Origin of the sequence: Enterobacter sp. LU1, assembly GCF_008271405.2 — a bacterium.
Taxonomy (GTDB): Bacteria; Pseudomonadota; Gammaproteobacteria; order Enterobacterales; family Enterobacteriaceae; genus Enterobacter; species Enterobacter hormaechei_C.
This window is the reverse complement of record NZ_CP043438.2, coordinates 4,095,343-4,110,511: the sequence shown is the minus strand read 5'-3', so window position 1 is coordinate 4,110,511 and position 15,169 is coordinate 4,095,343. Positions and strand designations below refer to the sequence as shown.

12 protein-coding genes are annotated in these 15,169 nt (G+C 56.0%); 8 read left to right on the top strand and 4 right to left on the bottom strand.

Translation table 11 applies throughout. The features are described from left to right. Positions 1-9: 9 nt before the first annotated feature. Both yhdP and tldD read left to right on the top strand, forming a co-directional pair. Positions 10-3,816: an AsmA2 domain-containing protein YhdP gene (gene yhdP, locus FZF21_RS19630; protein ID WP_047738177.1), complete on the top strand. Its 3,807-nt coding sequence runs from the start codon at positions 10-12 to the stop codon at positions 3,814-3,816. Positions 3,817-3,899: 83 nt separating this feature from the next. After that, the gene (gene tldD, locus FZF21_RS19625; RefSeq protein ID WP_017382710.1) at positions 3,900-5,345 is read left to right on the top strand and encodes a metalloprotease TldD; all 1,446 of its coding nucleotides are present in this window, start codon (positions 3,900-3,902) and stop codon (positions 5,343-5,345) included. Positions 5,346-5,394: 49 nt separating this feature from the next. On the opposite strand, the gene aaeR is transcribed toward tldD, so the two are convergent. Continuing rightward, complete coding sequence (aaeR, locus tag FZF21_RS19620) at positions 5,395-6,321, bottom strand: HTH-type transcriptional activator AaeR (protein WP_003860415.1); 927 nt, start codon at positions 6,319-6,321, stop codon at positions 5,395-5,397. Between the two features lie 179 nt (positions 6,322-6,500). Between aaeR and aaeX the strand changes: the two genes are divergently transcribed. The 5 genes from aaeX (at position 6,501) to FZF21_RS19595 (ending at position 11,476) form a co-directional block, all read left to right on the top strand. Next, positions 6,501-6,704 carry a p-hydroxybenzoic acid efflux pump operon protein AaeX gene (gene aaeX / locus FZF21_RS19615; protein ID WP_003860416.1) on the top strand — a complete coding sequence of 68 codons (204 nt, stop codon included), beginning with the start codon at positions 6,501-6,503 and terminating at the stop codon, positions 6,702-6,704. A 7-nt stretch (positions 6,705-6,711) separates the two neighbouring features. Continuing rightward, entirely contained in the window at positions 6,712-7,644 is a 933-nt protein-coding gene (gene aaeA / locus FZF21_RS19610) for a p-hydroxybenzoic acid efflux pump subunit AaeA (RefSeq protein WP_017382713.1), read from the top strand. Positions 7,645-7,649: 5 nt separating this feature from the next. Beyond that, the gene (aaeB, locus tag FZF21_RS19605; protein ID WP_003860418.1) at positions 7,650-9,617 is read left to right on the top strand and encodes a p-hydroxybenzoic acid efflux pump subunit AaeB; all 1,968 of its coding nucleotides are present in this window, start codon (positions 7,650-7,652) and stop codon (positions 9,615-9,617) included. Positions 9,618-9,703: 86 nt separating this feature from the next. Then, complete coding sequence (locus FZF21_RS19600) at positions 9,704-11,158, top strand: NAD-dependent succinate-semialdehyde dehydrogenase (protein ID WP_017382714.1); 1,455 nt, start codon at positions 9,704-9,706, stop codon at positions 11,156-11,158. Between the two features lie 45 nt (positions 11,159-11,203). Further along, a complete protein-coding gene (locus tag FZF21_RS19595) occupies positions 11,204-11,476 on the top strand; it encodes a barstar family protein (protein ID WP_003860424.1) in 273 nt (90 codons plus the stop codon). Between the two features lie 59 nt (positions 11,477-11,535). Here FZF21_RS19595 and yhcN read toward each other — a convergent pair whose 3' ends face one another. Then, the gene (gene yhcN, locus FZF21_RS19590; protein ID WP_006812160.1) at positions 11,536-11,799 is read right to left on the bottom strand and encodes a peroxide/acid stress response protein YhcN; all 264 of its coding nucleotides are present in this window, start codon (positions 11,797-11,799) and stop codon (positions 11,536-11,538) included. A gap of 378 nt (positions 11,800-12,177) precedes the next feature. Next, positions 12,178-12,648 (bottom strand): transcriptional regulator ArgR, encoded by a 471-nt coding sequence (argR, locus tag FZF21_RS19585; RefSeq protein ID WP_003860428.1) that lies wholly within the window; start codon positions 12,646-12,648, stop codon positions 12,178-12,180. Positions 12,649-13,045: 397 nt separating this feature from the next. Here argR and mdh point away from each other — a divergent pair, with 397 nt between their 5' ends. Beyond that, on the top strand, positions 13,046-13,984 hold the full coding sequence (gene mdh / locus FZF21_RS19580) for a malate dehydrogenase (protein WP_003860429.1): 939 nt from the start codon (positions 13,046-13,048) through the stop codon (positions 13,982-13,984). A 51-nt stretch (positions 13,985-14,035) separates the two neighbouring features. On the opposite strand, the gene degS is transcribed toward mdh, so the two are convergent. Continuing rightward, on the bottom strand, positions 14,036-15,103 hold the full coding sequence (degS, locus tag FZF21_RS19575; protein ID WP_003860430.1) for an outer membrane-stress sensor serine endopeptidase DegS: 1,068 nt from the start codon (positions 15,101-15,103) through the stop codon (positions 14,036-14,038). Between the last annotated feature and the right edge of the window lie 66 nt (positions 15,104-15,169).

Genomic DNA, 15,169 nt, shown 5'->3' with positions numbered 1-15,169 from the left:
GAGAGACGCGTGAGGCGATTGCCGGGGATTTTACTGCTTACAGGGGCAACGCTGGTCGTGATTGTCGCGTTGCTCGTGAGCGGGCTGCGTCTCGCCTTGCCGCATCTGGACAGCTGGCGGCCGCAGATCCTGGCAAAAATCGAATCCGCCACCGGCCTGCCGGTGGACGTGAGCCATATCGAGGCAAGCTGGCAGAACTTTGGCCCGACGCTTGATGCCCGGGATATCAGCGCCGGCCTGAAAGATGGCGGCCACCTCAAAATCAAACGCGTCACCCTGGCGCTGGATGTCTGGCAAAGCCTGCTGCATCTGCGCTGGCAGTTTCGCGATCTCACCTTCTGGCAACTTCAGCTGATGACTAACACGCCGCTGCGAAGCGGCGACAGCGATCGGGGGCTGGAAACCAGCCGTATCAGCGATCTGTTCCTGCGGCAGTTCGATCATTTCGATCTGCGCGACAGCGAAGTGAGCTTTATTACTCTTTCCGGCCAGCGCGCTGAGCTGGCGATCCCACAGCTGACCTGGTTAAACGGGAAAGATCGCCACCGCGCCGAGGGGCAGGTGAATCTCTCCAGCCTGAACGGGCAGCACGGCGTTATGCAGGTGCGGATGGATCTGCGTGACGACAATGGCTTGCTGAACAACGGCAGGGTGTGGCTACAGGCGGACGACGTGGACGTGAAGCCGTGGCTCGGTGAGTGGCTACAGCAGAACATGCAGCTGGAGACCGCGCGCTTCAGCCTGGAAGGCTGGATGACCCTGACGAACGGGACGTTCGCCAGCGGCGATATCTGGCTTAAGCAGGGGGGCGCGAGCTGGAAAGGGGAAAACCATCAGCATCAACTTTCCGTCGATAACCTCACCGCACACGTGACGCAGGATAAAGGCGGCTGGCAGTTCGCTATTCCGGATACGCGCATCTCCATGGATAACAAACCCTGGCCGCGCGGCGCGCTGACGCTGGCGTGGATGCCGGAGCAGGACGTCGGCGGGATAAACGGTAAACGCAGCGACGAGCTGCGTATCCGCGCCAGTAACCTGGATCTGACGGCGATCGAAGGGCTGCGTTCAATGGCCGCAAAACTCTCCCCGGAGCTGGGCGAAATCTGGCTGGCGACGCAGCCGAGCGGGCAGATAAACCGGCTGGCGCTGGATATTCCGCTCCAGGCTACGGAAAAGACGCGTTTTCAGGCGGCATGGAAAAATCTCGCATGGAAACAGTGGAAACTGCTGCCGGGTGCCGAGCACTTCAGCGGTAAACTGGAAGGAAGCGTGGAAAACGGCAGGCTGACGGCAGAAATGCAGCAAGCAAAAATGCCGTACGAAACGGTCTTCCGTGCGCCACTGGAGATCGAAAAGGGAAATGCCACCCTCAACTGGCTGAAGAATGACAAAGGTTTTCAGCTCGATGGCCGCGATATCGATGTGAAAGCCAAAGCGGTACATGCCCGCGGTAATTTCCGTTATCTACAGCCTGAAGGCGATGAGCCGTGGTTGGGTATTCTGGCGGGCATCAGCACGGATGACGGTTCGCAGGCGTGGCGCTACTTCCCGGAAAACCTGATGGGGAAAGCGCTGGTGGACTATCTCAGCGGCGCTATTCAGGGCGGCCAGGCGGATAACGCCACGCTGGTCTACGGCGGCAACCCGCACCTGTTCCCGTATAAGCACAACGAAGGCCAGTTCCAGGTTCTGGTGCCGCTACGCAACGCCACCTATGCCTTCCAGCCGGACTGGCCGGCGCTGAAGAATCTGGATATTGAACTCAACTTCCTGAATGACGGCCTGTGGATGAAGACGGACAGCGTTGCGCTGGGCGGCGTAACGGCAAGCAACCTGACGGCAAACATCCCGGATTACTCCAAAGAGAAACTGCTGATTGATGCGGATATTAAGGGGCCAGGTAAAGCGGTTGGCCCGTACTTTGAAGATACGCCGCTGAAAGACTCCCTGGCAGCCACCCTTCAGCAGTTGCAGTTAGATGGCGATGTGAATGCTCGCTTACATCTGGATATCCCGCTGGACGGTGAAATGACCACCGCCAAAGGCGACGTTCGCCTTAATAACAACAGCCTCTATATCAAGCCGCTGGACAGCACGCTGAAAAACCTCAGCGGTCAGTTCAGCTTTGTTAACGGCACGCTGAAAAGTGAGCCGCTGAAAGCGACCTGGTTCAATCAACCCGTCAATATCGATTTCTCCACCACCGAGGGCGATAAAGCCTACCAGGTGGCGGTCAATATGGACGCGAACTGGCAGCCGTCACGCATGGATGTTCTGCCGAAGCCGATTGAAAATGCGGTGGACGGCGCGGTGTCATGGAATGGCAAGGTCGCCATCGACCTGCCTTATCATGCCGGTGCGCGCTATAACGTCGACATTACGGGCGATCTGAAAAACCTCAGCAGCCAACTTCCCGCGCCGCTGAATAAGAAAAGCGGTGAAGCATTGCCCGTCAATGTTAAGGTTGCGGGCAACCTTAACAGCTTCGATTTAACCGGAAACGCTGGTGGAACAAACCACTTCAACAGCCGCTGGCTGCTTAACCGCAAGCTGACGCTGGACAGAGCGATCTGGACGACGGACAGCCGTACCACGCCGCCGCTGCCGGAGCAGGCGGGCGTTGAACTGAATCTCCCGCCGATGGATGGCGCAGAGTGGCTGGCACTGTTCCAGAAAGGTGTCGGGCAAAACGTCGACCAAACGGCGCAGTTCCCACAGTCCATTACCTTGCGCACGCCTGCGCTGACGCTGGGCGGGCAGCAGTGGAACAACCTGAGTATTGTCTCCCGGCCGACGGTAAACGGCTCAAAGGTCGAGGCGCAGGGGCGTGAGATTAACGGTTCGTTGACCATGCGCGATCACGCGCCATGGCAGGCGGCTATCCGTTATCTCTATTACAATCCGACCTTTACGGCGTCTAAAGCAGAGTCGACAAGCGCTTCTCCTGTCAGTGGCAGTGGGAGGTCGCGCGTGGATTTCAGCGGCTGGCCCGATCTCCAGTTGCGCTGTGCGGAGTGCTGGCTGTGGGGGCAAAAATATGGCCGTATCGACGGTGATTTTGCTATTCAGGGCAATACGCTGAGCCTCTCTGGTGGGCTGGTGGATACCGGCTTTGGCCGCATGACTGCCGCTGGCGAATGGGTGAACAAACCGGGTGAACAGCGCACCTCGCTGAAAGGCGATATTAAAGGCAACAAGCTGGACGCCGCAGCTAACTTCTTCGGCATTAGCACGCCGCTTCGCGGATCGTCCTTCGATGTGAATTACGATCTGCACTGGCGCGCAGCGCCATGGACACCCGATGAAGCTTCGCTTAACGGCATCCTGAAAACCCACTTCGGTAAGGGTGAGATTGCCGATGTGAGCACGGGGCGCGCCGGGCAGATCCTGCGTCTGCTGAGTTTTGACGCGCTGCTGCGCAAGCTGCGCTTCGACTTTAGCGACACCTTCAGCGAAGGTTTCTACTACGATTCCATTCGCAGCACGGCGTGGATCAAAGACGGCGTTCTGCACACCGACGACACGCTGGTGGACGGCCTGGAAGCGGATATCGCGATGAAAGGGTCAGTGGATCTCGTGCGCCGCGAGCTGGATATGGAAGCCGTGGTGGCGCCGGAGATTTCCGCAAGCGTGGGCGTTGCGGCAGCCTTTGTGGTCAATCCTATTGTCGGGGCGGCGGTGTTTGCGGCCAGTAAAGTGCTGGGGCCGCTCTGGAGCAAAGTCTCGATTCTGCGCTATCGCATTACCGGGCCGGTTGATAAACCACAGATTAATGAGGTGCTGCGCCAGCCACGCAAAGAAGCACAGCAATGATTTGACGTGGGCAGGTAATTGCCTCACTCTCAATAAATACGATCTTTATACCGCCACGGGCGGCAACGAACGAGTAGCAATAGATGAGTCTGAACCTGGTAAGTGAACATTTGCTCGCAGCGAACGGCCTGAGCCATCAGGACCTGTTCTCCATTCTTGGTCAACTGACCGAACGCCGCCTCGACTACGGCGATCTCTATTTCCAGTCGAGCTATCACGAATCCTGGGTTTTAGAAGACAGCATCATTAAAGATGGCTCTTATAACATTGACCAGGGCGTCGGCGTGCGCGCCGTCAGCGGCGAAAAAACCGGTTTTGCCTATGCAGACCAGATAAGCCTGGCCGCGCTGGAGCAGAGCGCGCAGGCGGCGCGAACCATTGTGCGCGATACGGGCGACGGACGGGTGAAAACGCTGGGTGAAGTGCAGCACGCTGCGCTCTATACCAGCATCGACCCGCTGCAAAGCATGAGCCGCGAAGAGAAGCTGGACATCCTGCGTCGCGTGGACAAAGTGGCTCGCGCGGCGGATAAACGCGTGCAGGAAGTCTCTGCCAGCCTAACCGGTGTTTATGAACTGATCCTGGTGGCGGCGACGGACGGTACCCTGGCGGCGGATGTTCGCCCGCTGGTGCGTCTCTCTATCAGCGTGCAGGTTGAAGACGACGGCAAGCGCGAGCGCGGCTCCAGCGGTGGCGGCGGTCGTTTTGGTTATGACTGGTTCCTGGGTGATGTTGACGGCGAAGCCCGCGCGGATGCATGGGCAAAAGAAGCCGTGCGCATGGCGCTGGTCAACCTGTCTGCCGTGGCTGCACCCGCCGGTACGTTGCCGGTGGTACTGGGCGCAGGCTGGCCGGGAGTGCTGCTGCACGAAGCGGTCGGTCACGGCCTGGAAGGTGATTTCAACCGTCGCGGGACGTCCGTATTCAGCGGTCAGATGGGGCAGCTTGTCTCCTCAGAGCTGTGTACCGTGGTGGATGATGGCACCATGCTCGACCGTCGCGGCTCGATTTCTATCGACGATGAAGGTACGCCGGGTCAGTACAACGTGCTGATCGAAAACGGCGTACTGAAAGGCTACATGCAGGACAAGCTTAACGCGCGCCTGATGGGCGTTGCGCCGACGGGTAACGGCCGTCGTGAATCCTACGCACATCTGCCGATGCCGCGCATGACCAATACTTACATGCTGCCGGGCCAGTCCACGCCGCAGGAGATTATCGAATCCGTTGATTACGGTATCTTCGCGCCAAACTTTGGCGGCGGTCAGGTGGATATCACCTCCGGCAAATTTGTCTTCTCTACCTCAGAGGCGTATCTGATTGAGAAGGGCAAAGTGACCAAAGCGGTGAAGGGCGCAACCCTGATTGGCTCCGGCATTGAGGCCATGCAGCAGATTTCCATGGTCGGTAACGACCTGAAACTGGATAACGGCGTGGGCGTTTGCGGCAAAGAGGGCCAGAGCCTGCCTGTGGGCGTCGGTCAGCCTACGCTGAAAGTGGATAATCTGACGGTGGGCGGCACGGCGTAAATTTTCCCCCGCACTCTAACCCTCTCCCCAACGGGGAGAGGGGAAAAGCCTACTCTTTCCTTCTACCTCGCATGCCCTGAAACAGCTCCGCCACTTCCACAAAATAGTCCGTCAGATAGTTAATACAGACCTGCACCTTCAGCGGCAGCTTGTCCTTTTCGGTATAGAGCGCGTACACCGGACGCGGATCGGACTGGTAGCGCGGGAAGAGGATCTCCAGCACGCCGCTGTTGATCTCGTTGATCACCCACATCAGCGGTACGTAGGCGATCCCGGCCCCGGCCACCAGCCAGCGTGAGATGGTCATCGGATCGTTGGTTACGAAGCGGCCTTCAGGCAGCAGTTTAGTGGAAAGCCCTTCCGGCGCGATCAATTCAAATTCGTTATCTGGCCGAACGCTGTATTCCAGCCACGAGTGGTTGCTCAGGTCGGCAGGTTTTTCCGGCACGCCATACTGTGCAAGATAGCTTTTCGACGCGCAGACCACCATCGGCATGCTGCCCAGTCGACGCGAGAACAGGCTTGAGTCCTGCAACGCGCCAACGCGGATCACCACGTCTAACCCATCGGCAATCAGGTCCGGTGCCGGAATGCCCGTTACCAGATTAACGGTTAAACCGGGATACTCTTTCAGCATTTCCGCCGTCATGGCAGCGAGAACATTTTGTGCCATAGTTGAAGAACACCCGATACGCAGCGTGCCGATAGGCGTGTTGTTAAAGGCATAGAGCTGCTCGTGAACATCCTGCACCTCATGCAGCATTCGACGGCAGCCCTGATAGTAAATTTTACCCGCTTCCGTCAGCCCGATGCTGCGGGTGCTGCGGTTGAGCAGCTTCACCTGGAGCTCATCTTCCAGTTTTGACACTGTCTGGCTAATGGATGAGACGCTCATTTGTAGCTGACGTGCTGCGGCGGTAAAAGAGCCTTGCTCAACCACTTTCGCAAAGACGGACATGCGTTTTAGACGTTCCATTATTCACTCTGGCTTAAAAGTGATTTAGATCACATATGATAGATAACAGCATAACAGTTACGTTAATATATTATTAATTACATAACGGCTGCGCCACTCTCGCCCGGCAATTCTTGCTCTCCTGCGGCGGCGCGAGCTTAAAAATCCAGTAACCTGCACTCTCTTTAATCAAGGTCAACATGAGTCTGTTTCCCGTTATCGTGGTGTTCGGTTTGTCGTTCCCACCGATATTTTTCGAGCTTCTTTTATCACTGGCGATCTTCTGGCTGGTGCGCAAGGTGCTGGTCCCTACCGGGATTTATGATTTCGTCTGGCATCCTGCATTGTTCAATACCGCGCTGTATTGCTGCCTGTTCTATTTAATATCGCGCATGTTTGTCTGAGGTTGATGTGAAAACGCTAACAAGAAAAATCTCCCGCACTGCCATCACTATGGCGCTGGTCATCCTGGCGTTCATCGCTATTTTTCGCGCCTGGGTTTATTACACCGAATCCCCGTGGACGCGCGATGCGCGTTTCAGCGCGGAGGTGGTCGCGATAGCGCCCGATGTCGCCGGTCTCATTACGGCGGTCAACGTCCACGATAACCAACTGGTGAAAAAAGATCAGGTGCTGTTCACTATCGACCAGCCGCGCTATCAAAAAGCGCTGGAAGAAGCGGAAGCCGACGTGGCGTATTACAACGCGCTGGCCGCTGAAAAACGCCGTGAAGCAGGACGCCGTAACAAGCTGGGCATCCAGGCTATGTCCCGGGAAGAGATTGACCAGTCTAATAACGTGCTGCAAACCGTGCTGCATCAGCTGGCAAAAGCGCAGGCGACGCGCGATCTGGCGAAGCTCGATCTGGAACGTACCGTTATCCGCGCCCCGTCCGATGGCTGGGTGACCAACCTCAACGTCTATGCGGGTGAGTTTATCACGCGCGGCTCAACTGCCGTGGCGCTGGTGAAACAGAACTCCTTCTACGTCCTCGCCTATATGGAAGAGACCAAGCTGGAAGGCGTGCGTCCGGGCTATCGCGCCGAAATCACGCCGCTCGGCAGCAACCGGGTCCTGAAGGGAACCGTGGACAGCGTGGCCGCGGGGGTGACCAACTCCAGCAGTACCAATGATACAAAAGGGATGGCGACCGTCGATTCTAACCTCGAGTGGGTTCGCCTGGCGCAGCGCGTACCGGTACGCATTCGTCTGGATGAGCAGCAGAGCAACCTCTGGCCCGCAGGCACCACCGCGACGGTGGTGATCACGGGTGAAAAAGACCGTGATGCCAGCCAGGATTCTATCTTCCGTCAAATCGCCCATCGCCTGCGCGAGTTTGGTTGATCGCTATGGGCATTTTTTCCATCGCCAGCCAGCACATCCGCTTCGCCGTGAAGCTGGCATGCGCCATTGTGCTGGCGCTGTTTGTTGGCTTCCATTTCCAGCTTGAAACGCCGCGCTGGGCCGTTCTGACCGCCGCGATCGTCGCCGCCGGTCCAGCCTTCGCGGCGGGTGGCGAACCTTACTCCGGGGCAATTCGCTATCGCGGGATGCTGCGTATTATCGGCACCTTTATCGGCTGTATCGCCGCCCTGACCATTATCATCCTGATGATCCGCACGCCGCTGCTGATGCTGATTGTGTGCTGTATCTGGGCAGGTTTTTGCACCTGGGTCTCTTCGCTGGTGAAGGTAGAGAACTCGTACGCCTGGGGTCTGGCGGGGTATACCGCGCTGATTATTATCATCACAATTCAGAGTGAACCGCTGCTTGCTCCGCAGTTCGCCGTGGAACGTTGTAGCGAGATTGTCATTGGTATCGTCTGCGCGATTGTCGCAGATCTGCTCTTCTCTCCGCGATCCATCAAGCAGGAAGTCGATCGTGAGCTGGACGCGCTGATTGTTGCTCAGTACCAGCTTATGCAGCTGTGCATTAAGCACGGCGACAGCGAAGAGGTCGACAAGGCCTGGAGCGCGCTGGTGCGCCGCACGCAGGCGCTGGAAGGGATGCGCAGTAATCTCAACATGGAGTCTTCCCGCTGGGAGCGGGCCAATCGTCGTCTGAAAGCGATCAATACCGTCTCGTTAACGCTGATCACCCAGGCGTGTGAAACCTACCTGATTCAGAACACCCGCCCCGAAGTGGTAACGGATACTTTCCGCGAACTGTTTGATGAGCCCGTGGAGACGGTGCAGGACGTGCATCGACAGCTTAAACGCATGCGTCGTGTGATTGCCTGGACAGGAGAACGGGATACGCCAGTCACCATTTATACCTGGGTTGGCGCCGCAACGCGCTACCTGCTCCTGAAACGCGGCGTGATTAGCAACACCAAAATCAGTGCGGCGGAAGAAGAGGTATTGCAGGGCGAAGTGGTGATCAAACCGGAGTCCGCCGAACGCCACCATGCGATGGTTAATTTCTGGCGTACCACCCTGGCTTGTATACTCGGCACGCTGTTCTGGCTGTGGACCGGCTGGACGTCCGGCAGCGGCGCGATGGTGATGATTGCCGTCGTCACCGCGCTGGCGATGCGTCTGCCCAACCCGCGCATGGTCGCGATCGATTTTCTGTACGGCACCATTGCGGCGTTACCCATTGGCGCGCTCTACTTCCTGGTGATTATCCCCTCGACGCAGCAAAGCATGCTTTTGCTCTGCATCAGCCTGGCGGTGATGGCGTTCTTTATCGGGATTGAGGTACAAAAACGCCGTCTGGGATCGTTGGGTGCGCTGGCGAGCACGATTAACATCATCGTGCTGGATAACCCGATGACCTTCCATTTCAGCCAGTTCCTGGATAGCGCATTAGGTCAGCTGGTGGGCTGTTTCCTGGCGATGATGGTGATCCTGCTGGTGCGGGATAACTCTCAGGCGCGGACAGGGCGTGTGCTGCTGAATCAGTTTGTGTCGGCCGCCGTATCGTCATTGACTACCAACACCGCGCGGCGCAAGGAGAACCACCTGCCGGCGCTCTATCAGCAGCTGTTCCTGTTGCTGAATAAATTCCCGGGCGATGTCGCCCGCTTCCGCCTGGCGTTAACCATGATTATCGCGCACCAGCGTCTGCGGAACGCGCCAGTGCCGATCAACGATGATTTGTCCGCTTTCCACCGCCAGCTACGGCGAACGGCGGACCATGTGATATCGGCATCGAGTGATGACAAACGTCGCCGCTACTTTAAGCAACTGCTGGAGGAGCTGGATATCTACCAGGAGAAACTGCGGATCTGGGAAGCGCCGCCGCAGGTTACCGAGCCGGTAGAGCGGCTGGTGTTTATGCTGCACCGCTACCAGAATGCGCTGACAGACAGCTAACGAAGAGAAAACCGACGCCAAAAGCGTCGGTTTTTTTGTGGCTATACTTATTCTTGCAGGTTCAAACATTCAGGAAGGGAGGACACATGACAACCCAGGCTCTTCAGGACAGTATCCTTTTTCAGACCGGGTATCTGGTTAACGGTATCTGGAAAACACTCGACACCACGTTTGATGTGCTAAACCCGGCCACGGGCGAGGTGGTCGCGAAAGTGGCGAAAGCAGGGAAAGCCGAAACCGAAGAGGCCATTGCGGCCGCGACGAAGGCCTTTCCCGCATGGCGCGCAAAAACGGCAAAAGAGCGCTCCACGATCCTCTATCGCTGGTATGAACTGATTATCGAGAATAAAAGCTGGCTCGGGCGGCTGATGACCACCGAGCAGGGCAAGCCGCTGAAAGAGGCTGAAGGTGAGGTGGACTACGCTGCCAGCTTCATTCAGTGGTTTGCCGAGCAGGCCAAGCGCGCCAACGGTGAAATCATTCCTCCGGTTAAACCCGGCTCCCGTATTCTGGCCACTCGTGAACCTGTCGGGGTGGTTGCTGCTATCACGCCATGGAATTTCCCGATGGCCATGCTCACCCGTAAGCTCGGCCCGGCGCTGGCAGCAGGATGTACCGGCGTCATCAAGCCTGCAAACAACACGCCGCTGAGCGCCTTTGCGCTGCTGACGCTGGCGAAGCAGGCCGGTGTGCCGGATGGTGTGCTGAATGCGGTCGCGGGGAGCACCTCAGAAATTAGTGACGCCATTATGGCCAGCCATGACGTGCGCAAAATCTCGTTTACCGGATCAACCGCCGTCGGGAAAACGCTGGTTCGCAATTCCGCAGAGACCATGAAAAAGGTATCGATGGAGCTGGGCGGTAATGCGCCATATATCGTTTTCGAGGACGCGGATATTGAGGCCGCCGTCAAAGGCGCGATCGCCAATAAGTTCCGTAATGCCGGGCAGGTCTGCGTCAGCGTAAACCGTTTCTATATTCAGGAGACGGTCTATGACAAGTTTGTCAATCAACTTGCCGATGCGGTGAAGGCGCTGAAGGTGGGGAACGGTCTGGACGAGGGCGTCGTTGTCGGCCCGCTGATTGAGCCTTCGGCTGTCGAAAAAGTCCGTGAGCACGTCGAAGATGCGGTAGCGAAGGGCGCCACGGTGCTGGCTGGGGGTAAACCGCACGAACTTGGCGGCAACTTCTGGATGCCAACCGTACTCGGTGACTGCCATGAAGGCATGAAGCTGGCAGAAGAGGAGACCTTTGGTCCCGTTGCCGCCTGCTTCCGCTTCACGTCGGAAGACGAAGTGGTTATGCGCGCTAACAATACGCCTTACGGGCTGGCAGCCTACTTTTATACCCAGAATCTCTCGCGCGTGTTCCGCGTCTCGCAGGCCATTGAGAGCGGCATGATCGGAATTAATGAATGTGCGGTCTCGACCGAGCTGGGTCCGTTTGGGGGCGTAAAAGAGTCCGGGCTGGGCCGCGAAGGGTCCGTGCTGGGGCTGGAGGAGTTTCTGGAAGTCAAAACCCTGCATATCGGGGGATTATAATAGACAGGGCGGCATTTGCCGCCCGCCTGTACCGGGTGGCTGGCAATGAAAATTTATACCTTTGATTTTGACGAAATTGAGAGTCAGGAAGACTTCTATCGCGAGTTTATTCGGGCGTTCGACCTGGAGCGGGGCAGCGTAAGCAATCTTGATATGCTGTGGGATGTGGTTACCGGCGATCGTCTGCCGTTACCGCTGGAAATCGAATTTACCCATCTGCCTGAAAAACTACGCAGACGCTTTGGTGCATTGATTTTATTGTTTGATGAAGCGGAGGAGGAGCTGGAAGGGCAACTGCGTTTCAACGTGCGCCAGTGATAAAAAAGCCCCTGACCGGGAGGTCAGGGGCAAGTCGTATGATGAGATACGACGAGGGTTTATTTGTACAGTTCTGCGGTAGCGTGCCAGTGGTCGCCACTGCGCGCTTCGATGATGCGATAGGATGACGCACCCTGTTCTTCCGCTTTTTTGTTCAGCATTTCGTGCATGTCCATCGGAGACGTACCGATGGCGCCAACAGAAACAGTCCCGATAGCCTGACGGGATTGTGCCTGTTCAGCATTGATGGTGTCGGCTGCAAACGCACCGAATGACAGGACTGACAGTACGCTCAGGGCAGCTACAGTGGTTTTAATTTTCATGATTATTTACCTCGTCAATTATTTTACTGGGGTCTTTGTTCTGTGACCCTCATCACAAAATCAAGTATACACTAATCACGCAAAAAATTAATACCAGACTAATGGTTTCATCTGTTATTACGCGTTAAAAAATTCATTTTTTATAACGAGAATGCATAAAAAAGGGCGTCACAATGCGAGGTTTGTGGTTTTTTCTTATGTAAATCAAAGGGATAGGACAATTTGATTTTTAGTGCGATTTTGCGGCATATCATTCACTGAATGAATATTAACAGGCGGTAAAAAGCACTATTTGCAAAAGTAGCAGGCAGAGAAAAGCAGGGTAAAACGAGGCAAGAGCAGAATGATCCCCGCAGCCAGGCGCTACGGGGCAGACAATTACAGCTCCTGTTCGAACAGGACCAGAATCGCTTCGTAGAGGTCTTTCACCGAGAAACCATTTGCCGGGGTGGTAAAAATGGTGTCATCGCCAGCGATAGTTCCGAGGATCCCCTCTGCTTTACCCAGCGAGTCCAGCAGGCGGGCAATCAGCTGGGCTGCGCCCGGGCTGGTGTGGATCACGACCACGGCATCGTTGTAGTCGATGTCCAGAACCAGGTTTTTCAGCGGGCTGGAGGTCGTTGGCACGCCAAGTTCAGCAGGCAGGCAATAAACCATTTCCATTTTGGCGTTGCGCGTACGCACCGCTCCAAACTTGGTTAACATGCGAGAGACCTTCGACTGGTTGATGTTGTCGAAGCCTTGTTCCTGCAACGCCTGAACAATTTCTCCCTGAGAACTGAATTTCTCTTCTTTGAGTAGCGCTTTAAACGCCTTCACTAATTCTTCTTGCTTAGACGAGCTTCGCATAAGTCACCCGGAATATGACGATAGAAACAACATTATTATGCATGTGGATGAATTTTTATGCAAATTATCTACCTGGCGCCAGGCTGAAATAATGTTATGAAAGGGAGAGATTTTATCAGATTTCGTTATCGGAAAACATGCCTGGGTCACGCCGCGCAAATAAGCTTAAAAGTAAATTAAATGTTATCAAAATGATGTTGTTTTGGTGGCGTGGCAGGGTGTATTGTAACCCCCTCTTAATTCGTTGTTGCCTACATCCCGATAGTATTCAGGTGAAGGCGAAAGACGTGCGACCTCAAATTCTTTAGCGATGAAAATTGTAATTAATGACGTGCTGAATTATGGTCGCCGCAACGGAGTTACAGATACTTAAGTTAACCATAATAAGGAGTTTAGGATGAAAGTCGCAGTCCTCGGCGCTGCTGGTGGTATCGGCCAGGCGCTTGCCCTACTACTGAAAACCCAACTGCCTTCAGGCTCAGAACTCTCCCTGTACGATATTGCTCCGGTAACCCCAGGTGTGGCGGTTGACCTGAGCCACATCCCTACAGCTGTGAAAATCAAAGGCTTCTCCGGTGAAGATGCGCGTCCTGCGTTGCAGGGTGCCGACGTGGTGCTGATCTCCGCGGGTGTTGCGCGTAAACCGGGTATGGATCGTTCAGACCTGTTCAACGTCAACGCGGGCATCGTGAAAAACCTGGTTCAGCAGATCGCTGAAACCTGCCCGAAAGCGTGCATCGGGATCATCACCAACCCGGTGAACACCACCGTTGCTATCGCAGCAGAAGTGCTGAAGAAAGCGGGCGTTTACGACAAGAACAAACTGTTCGGCGTAACTACGCTGGATATCATCCGCTCCAATACCTTCGTGGCTGAGCTGAAAGGCAAGCAGCCAACGGAAGTGGAAGTGCCGGTTATCGGCGGTCACTCTGGCGTGACCATCCTGCCTCTGCTGTCGCAGATCCCGGGCGTGAGCTTCACCGAGCAGGAAGTGGCTGACCTGACCAAACGTATTCAGAACGCAGGCACCGAAGTGGTGGAAGCGAAGGCGGGTGGCGGTTCTGCAACCCTGTCTATGGGCCAGGCGGCGGCACGTTTCGGCCTGTCTCTGGTTCGCGCGTTGCAGGGCGAAAAAGGCGTTGTTGAATGCGCCTATGTTGAAGGCGACGGTGAACACGCGCGCTTCTTCTCTCAGCCGCTGCTGCTGGGTAAAAACGGTGTTGAAGAGCGTAAGTCTATCGGCACGCTGAGCGCGTTTGAGCAAAACGCGATGGAAGGCATGCTGGATACGCTGAAGAAAGACATTACGCTGGGCGAAGAATTCGTTAACAAGTGATCTTATCCCGGTAAAAAAAACGGAGCGTTAAGCTCCGTTTTTTTATGCCCGTCAGTTAGTGGCCGGGTATTCCTGGATGGTGACCTGAATCGTCAGCTTCTTGTCATTACGCATGACTTCAACAGGGATGATGGAGCCCGGGCGAATCTCAGCCACCTGGTCCATGGTTTCCAGCGCAGAGACCGCTGGCGTACCGTTGACGGAAAGGATAACGTCGTTCACCTGGATACCTGCGTTGGCCGCCGGGCCGCCAGGCGCCACTTCGTTGACCACAATCCCCTGGATCTGATCGATACCACCGCCCTGCGTATGCATCGGCGCGATTTCACGCCCGCCAATACCGATGTAGCCACGGATCACGCGGCCATCACGGATCAGCTTGTCCATGATCTTGGTCGCCAGCTGGAACGGAATGGCAAAGCCAATCCCTTCCGGCGTTTCGCCGTCGTTGCTCTTGTCGAACGAGAGGGTGTTGATGCCCATCAGTTCGCCGAGAGAGTTCACCAGCGCACCGCCGGAGTTACCGTGGTTGATTGAGGCATCGGTTTGCAGGAAGTTCTGCCGCCCTGACGGGTTCAGGCCGATTCGACCGGTCGCGCTGATGATCCCCTGAGTGATGGTCTGGCCCAGGTTGTACGGGTTACCGATCGCCAGCACCACATCGCCGATGTGCGGGGTGCGTTTGCGATTAATCGGGATTGTCGGCAGACCGCCCGTGGCGTTGATCTTCAGCACCGCCAGGTCGGTAAGACTGTCCGACCCCACCAGCAGGGCTTCAAACACGCGGCCATCCTGTAAGGCGACGATAATCTGGTCGGCATCGTTAATGACGTGTTTATTGGTGATGATGTAGCCCCGGTCATCCATGATCACACCGGAACCGAGCGTGCGGATCTCCAGCTGGTTATGAGCGGAACTGTTAAGCCCGCGGTTATAGACGTTAACCACGGCGGGGGCGGCACGGCGTACCGCCTGATTGTACGTCGCAGGCGTTTCATCCGTGCTGTCGAACTGAGGAGCCGACAGTTTGTTGAACTGGCGTAAAGATGGCATAGCCACCAGCAGCAGACCGGCAACGATCAAACCAATGACAATTGAACGAAAGAGCTTTAAAAGCATGATGCGTGTGTCGTTAAAAAAGGAACGGTTTGCAGCATAACATGAGTTATCCGGACATCACACGCA